At 70.2% G+C, this 6,327-nt stretch carries 4 protein-coding genes and 1 pseudogene; all 5 read left to right on the forward strand.

The window, feature by feature from the left end:
* Nucleotides 1-27: 27 nt before the first annotated feature.
* Complete coding sequence (locus tag AOK24_RS27120; protein ID WP_055722686.1) at nt 28-819, forward strand: methyltransferase domain-containing protein; 792 nt, start codon at nt 28-30, stop codon at nt 817-819.
* Nucleotides 820-1,461: 642 nt separating this feature from the next.
* On the forward strand, nt 1,462-2,235 hold the full coding sequence (locus AOK24_RS27125) for an isoprenyl transferase (protein WP_055722687.1): 774 nt from the start codon (nt 1,462-1,464) through the stop codon (nt 2,233-2,235).
* Between the two features lie 312 nt (nt 2,236-2,547).
* On the forward strand, nt 2,548-3,873 hold the full coding sequence (locus AOK24_RS27130) for a PhoH family protein (protein WP_055722688.1): 1,326 nt from the start codon (nt 2,548-2,550) through the stop codon (nt 3,871-3,873).
* Between the two features lie 387 nt (nt 3,874-4,260).
* Nucleotides 4,261-4,941, forward strand: coding sequence for an aggregation-promoting factor C-terminal-like domain-containing protein (locus AOK24_RS27135; RefSeq protein WP_079057008.1), 681 nt, complete (start codon nt 4,261-4,263; stop codon nt 4,939-4,941).
* Nucleotides 4,942-5,115: 174 nt separating this feature from the next.
* Nucleotides 5,116-6,327 (forward strand): annotated as a pseudogene (locus tag AOK24_RS51195) (AI-2E family transporter); the annotation flags it as partial.

Here is a 6,327-nt window from a genome sequence, read left to right on the forward strand (position 1 = left end):
CGCCCACCCCCTTGCCACCATCCCCGTATGACCGACACCGACGAAGCCACCTACGCATCTCTCGTCGCCGAAGCCGACGCCGCGCCCACCGACGGGTGGGACTTCTCGTGGTTCGAGGGCCGGGCCACCGAGGCGCGGCCCTCCTGGGGGTACGCCCTGGCCCTCGCCGCCCGGCTGGACGGCGCGGACGCCGCGCTGGATCTGGACACCGGGGGAGGGGAGGTCATGGAGTTCGCGCTGGGCCGTACGGCGACCCCGCCGCGCGTCGTCGCGGCGACGGAGGCGTGGGCCCCGAACGCGACGAGGGCGGCCCAACTCCTGCGTCCCCGGGGCGTGGTGGTGGTACGCCCCGGCGAGGGCGGCGAACTGCCCTTCCCGGACGCCGGGTTCGACCTCGTCTCCAGCCGTCACCCGGTACGCCCGCCCTGGGCGGAGATCGCCCGCGTCCTCACCCCGGGCGGCACGTACTTCGCCCAACACGTGGGCCACCGCAGCGCGTTCGAGCTGGTGGAGGAGTTCCTAGGCCCGCTCCCGGACGAGGTGAGCCGCGACCGGCACCCGGAGGTCGAGGCGGAGGCGGCGCGGAAGGCGGGGTTGGAGGTCACCGACCTCAGGGTGGAGCGCCTGCGGATGGAGTTCCACGACATCGGCGCGGTCGTCCACTTCCTGCGCAAGGTCGTCTGGATGGTCCCCGGCTTCACGTCCGCCCGGTACGGGACGGAGCTGAGGGCGCTGCACGCCCGCATCACCGCCGAGGGCCCCTTCGTGGCGTACAGCGCGCGGCACCTGATCGAGGCGCGCAGACCGGCCGCCGGATAAATGGCCGGGAACCGTCGCCTGGCCTCCCCGATCTCCACAGGGTTTCCACATCGTTATCGCGAACAGGTGCTCCGATCCCCCGGCATCACGTAGATTCGGCCACGGCAATTCGCGCGAGCAAAGCTGCGTGGGCGTCACCGCGCAGTGGAGGGGACCGCGCGGTGGCGCCTCCGTCAAGGAGACGCCGCGCGCCGCGTTCCCCCGTGCGAGGGACCCCCGTACACCCGCGTTTTCCGGCCACGAAACCCCCATGAACAGGGCTTCCACCCCCGGAACGGCGTCGCCGCGCAACTCCGGAGAGTAATAATTTCGCGCCGATGTACGCGACATCCCTCACGAAGGGTTATGGTGGAAACCCCCCCTCGGGCCGGTCCGTATCCCCCCCACGGACCGGCCCGTTTTATTGAGCAAGATCGGGGGGCGGTGCTGGATCGAGGAACGGCCGATCCGAGTTTTTTAGGGGCGCGGGGCTGTATCGATGTGCGGCTCCGCCGCGTGGGCGCGACCAGCCACACACCACCCGCAGACGCGCAATCAGAGATCCCTACCCCCTGGATCAGGCGCCCAATCCCCGGCTCAACTCCCAGTAGGGGTAAGCTCCCCGCCTGCGGGGACCGCCGTTTAGGAGGGGCTGAACATCACGTGATCCTGCGCGACAAACTGCGCGGCCTGCTGGTCAGGCTCTACGCACGCCGGGTGGAAGGCCACCTCGACCACACCCAGGTGCCCAAGCACATCGGCGTCATCATGGACGGCAACCGCCGCTGGGCGAAGGCGGCGGGCTCCACGACCGTCCACGGCCACCGCGCCGGCGCCGACAACATGTCCGAGTTCCTCGGCTGGTGCGCCGAGACGGATGTGAAAGTCGTCACGTTCTGGCTCCTGTCGACGGACAACTTCGACCGCCCGAAGGACGAGCTGATCCCGCTCCTCGGCATCATCGAGGACGTCGTCCGGACGCTCGCGGCGGACGGCCGCTGGCGGGTCCACCACGTCGGCACGAAGGACCTGCTGCCCGACCAGATGCAGCTGACGCTGAAAGAGGCGGAGCAGGCGACCGAGGACGTCGACGGAATACTGGTGAACGTCGCGATCGGCTACGGCGGCCGGCAGGAGATCGCCGACGCCGTCCGCTCGATGCTCCAGGACGCGCAGGACCGGGGCGTCACCATGGACGAACTCGCCGAGTCCGTGGACATCGACATGATCGGCCGCCACCTCTACACGAGCGACCAGCCGGACCCCGACCTCGTCATCCGCACCAGCGGCGAACAGCGGCTGTCCGGGTTCATGCTCTGGCAGACCGCGCACTCCGAGTACTACTTCTGCGACGTGTTCTGGCCCGCCTTCCGCAAGGTCGACTTCCTGCGCGCCCTGCGCGACTACGCGGCCCGCCACCGCCGCTTCGGCGGCTGACGGCAACCGCTTTCCGGGCCTCCCACCACAGGCGTAACAAGCTGTTCACCAAGGCGCCGTACTCCGCCGTGGCATGACGGCGCAAATTAGAGGGCATAAGCCAAGCAGGTCGACACCCGACCCACGGGTGTCGGATCTCAGCGGGCGGCACGGGGCCGTCCGCCCGGGAGGCCCTTTGCACCAGCCCGACCGTGCGGTCACGGCACGGACGAAGCAGTGGAGGGCCGGTTTCCGGCCCGTGCAAACGGGCCCGGTACCGGTCCAGCTCCACTCCGTCGCTCCCCGACCTCATCCGAGGGGGTACGTCCTTCCGTGGTGACCAGCACAAAGCGCCACAAGTCCGACCGGCGCACCTATGTTCTCGACACCAGCGTCCTGCTGGCCGACCCGTCCGCGATGACCCGCTTCGAGGAGCACGAAGTCGTGCTCCCGATCGTCGTGGTCACCGAACTGGAGGCCAAGCGGCACCATCCCGAGCTCGGTTACTTCGCCCGCCAGGCCCTGCGCCTGCTGGACGACTACCGGGTGAAGTTCGGCCGCCTGGACGCGCCCATCCCGATCGGGGAACTGGGCGGCTCGATCCGTGTCGAGCTCAACCACTCGGACCCCAGCATCCTGCCCAGCGGCTACCGCCTGGGAGACAACGACTCCCGCATCCTGGCGGTCGCGCGCAACCTCCAGGCCGAGGGGTACGACGTCACCGTCGTCTCGAAGGATCTGCCTCTGCGCATCAAGGCGTCCTCGGTCGGCCTCCTCGCCGAGGAGTACCGCGCCGAGCTCGCCATCACGGACTCCTCCGGCTGGACCGGCATGTCCGAACTGACCCTGCCGGGCGACCAGGTGGACATCCTCTTCGAGGAAGGACACGTGTACGTCCCCGAGGCCGCCGACCTCCCCGTGCACACCGGCCTCACCATCCAGTCCGAGCGCGGCAAGGCCCTCGGCCGGGTCACCCCCGAGGGCAACATCCGCCTCGTACGCGGCGACCGCGAGGCGTTCGGCATCAAGGGCCGCAGCGCCGAGCAGCGCATCGCGCTCGACCTGCTGCTCGACCCGGACGTCGGGATCGTGTCGATGGGCGGCCGGGCCGGCACCGGCAAGTCCGCGCTCGCCCTGTGCGCGGGCCTGGAAGCGGTCCTGGAGCGCCGCCAGCACAAGAAGGTGATGGTCTTCCGCCCGCTGTACGCGGTCGGCGGGCAGGAACTCGGCTATCTGCCCGGCTCCGAGGCCGAGAAGATGAGCCCGTGGGCGCAGGCCGTCTTCGACACGCTGTCGGCCGTCACGAGCCGCGAGGTCATCGAGGAGGTGACCGCGCGCGGGATGCTCGAAGTGCTCCCCCTGACCCACATCCGGGGCCGCTCCCTGCACGACGCGTTCGTCATCGTCGACGAGGCCCAGTCCCTGGAGAGGAACGTTCTTCTGACGGTCCTGTCCCGGATCGGCGCCAACTCCCGTGTCGTCCTCACCCACGACGTCGCCCAGCGCGACAACCTGAGGGTGGGCCGGTACGACGGTGTCGTGGCCGTCGTGGAGAAGCTGAAGGGGCATCCGCTCTTCGCGCACGTCACCCTCACCCGCTCCGAGCGCTCCCAGATCGCCGCGCTCGTGACCGAAATGCTGGAGGACGGCAGCATCTGACCGTCTTCGGGCGGCCGTTCGGCGCCGTCCCGCAAAGGCCGAGAGCCTAGCGGGGCGGCGCCCCCGTGTGTGAGCGTTCGCCGAAATCCCTTGCTCCACAGCCGATGTGAGCTTTCACACCCAACTCGGAATTGTCATCGGCGGCTTGTTACGGCAGAGTCTCGGTTCTGTCAGGCCCCGCGTGCGACACAGCTGTACCCCCAGCGGTGCAGCGCCCCAAACTTCACATACGCCGTCGTACGCCGCCCAAGTACCAGAAGGCGCCCCCTTGATACGGGGTCGCCGGTGGGCCAGCGCTTCCCGTGACCCCGTAGTTGGAGGCCAGCGCCAGGGGCACGATCGCGTCCGCCAGGGTCACCGAAGCGGGCGATGCTGGAAGGAAACCGTGTGAGCCGGGTCTCGGTCCGGGGGTTCGCAGTGGCTTCGGCCACCGCGGTCACCGCCGTCGGAAGTGTCGTGGGCGTTGCCTCGGGCAGCGTCGCCGCGCAGCAGAACACCGACGCACAGACGACGGCGGACGACGCCATGCTCCTCGCGGACATCCCCGTGGGTCAGCAGGCCGAGGTCCAGACCGCCTCCCTGACGCAGCAGGCCGCCTACCAGGCCATGGCCGCGGACGAGAGCGCGAAGAAGGGTGCCGAGGAGGCCGCGCGCAAGGCCGCCGCCGAGGTCGCCATCGCCAAGAAGGAGGCCGCCGAAGAGGCGGCGAAGGCCAAGGCGGAGGCCGAGGCCAAGGCGAAGGCCGCCAAGGGCGACTTCCCGGTCCTCAGCTCCTACTCCATCTCCGACATCCAGTCGATGGCCCGCCAGATGGTCGCCGGCGGCCAGTGGCAGTGCTTCTCGAACATCGTCGACCACGAGTCGAGCTGGAACTACCGCGCCGTCAACGCCTCCTCGGGCGCGTACGGCCTCTTCCAGGCGCTGCCCGGCTCCAAGATGTCCTCGGTCGGCTCCGACTGGCAGACCAACCCCGCGACGCAGATCAAGTGGGGCCTGAACTACATGAACGAACGTTACGGCAGCCCCTGTGACGCCTGGTCGTTCTGGCAGGCCAACAACTGGTACTAGGCGCCGCGTTCTGTAGGACGTTCCTTTCCGCAGGGCGTTCCTCTCAACCTCCTTCAGCCCCTCCCCGTCCTTAGGGGAGGGGCTGTTGCCCTGTACGGTCTGTTTCGACGCGGCTCCCGGGGAGGAGTGGTGGCAAGAACCGGGAGGACCCGGGAAAAGGGACGGAAACGGATCATGTCGCGAGTGCCAGGGTGGCTCGGCCGGCTCGGCGCCGGTCTCACCAAGGTCGGCGAGCGCCTCGACGAGCGGCGCGCGGAGGTCGAGCGGGACGGCGGCGTGCTGGACGAGCCGAAGCCGCGCCCTCGCGTGCGCCAGCCCTCGGCCCCGGCCGCCGCGTCGAGCGTCGAGCCGACGGCCGAGGCGGATCCGCGGGCACGGGCGGGAGGGGAACCGGCGCCGCAGCCTGGTGCGGACCACAAGGCACCCGCCGACGCGGTCGCCGGGCCGGCCGCCGATGCAGCGCCAGAGCTGCCCGCCGACGCGGTGCCCGAGCCGTCCACCGGTCCGGTCTCCGGGCCGCCCGCTGGGCCGAGCCCTTCGGCCTCAGGAGCTTCGAAGGTCTCAGGGGTCTCGGAGGTCTCGGGAAGCTCAAGGGTCTCAGGAGGCTCAGGGGCCTCGGAGCTCTCAGGGGCGTACGCCGCTCCGCGCCCCGCCCGCCGTCGTACGCGTCCGCCCGTCCTCCGTACCGACCCCGCGCAGGCCGTCCCCTGGGGGGTGCGGGTCGCTGCCGAGGCCGGGTGGCGGCTGCTCGTGCTCGCCGGGACCGTGTGGATCCTCATGCGGGTCATCAGCGCGGTCCAGCTCGTCGTCTTCGCCTTCGTCATCGGCCTGTTGCTGACCGCGCTGCTCGAACCGGCCGTCGCCGCGCTGAAGCGGCGGGGGGTGCCGCGCGGGCTCGCGACCGCGCTGACGGCCGTCCTCGGGTTCGTCGTCATCGGGTTGCTCGGGTGGTTCGTCACCTGGCAGGTGATGGAGAACATCGACGACCTGTCCAACCAGATCCAGTCGGGCATCGACGACCTGCGGCGCTGGCTCCTCGACAGCCCCTTCCACGTCACCGACAAACAGATCAACGCGATCGCCAAGAACCTCCGCGACGCGGTCGGCGACAACGCGGACGAGATCACGTCGGCGGGCCTGGAGGGCGTGACGGTCATCGTCGAGGCCCTCACGGGCGTGCTGCTGGCGGCGTTCTCCACGCTCTTCCTGCTCTACGACGGCCGCCGCGGGGACGATCTTGAGGGTCCACTCCCAGATGCGGCGGCCGTCGTAGAGCAGGAAGAGCGTGGAGAACGCCGCCAGCACCTGGGAGTGGACCCTCAAGATCGTCCCCGCGGCGGCCCGCGAGGGCGTCGCCGGCGCCGGTCCCCGCGCGTGGGCGACCCG

It is taken from the genome of Streptomyces niveiscabiei (genome assembly GCF_001419795.1).
GTDB classification, from domain to species: Bacteria; Actinomycetota; Actinomycetes; order Streptomycetales; family Streptomycetaceae; genus Streptomyces; species Streptomyces niveiscabiei.

Coding starts and splice junctions, on each gene's coding strand:
- AOK24_RS27120 (WP_055722686.1), top strand. CDS start 28: ATGACCGACACCGACGAAGCCACCTACGCATCTCTCGTCGCCGAAGCC.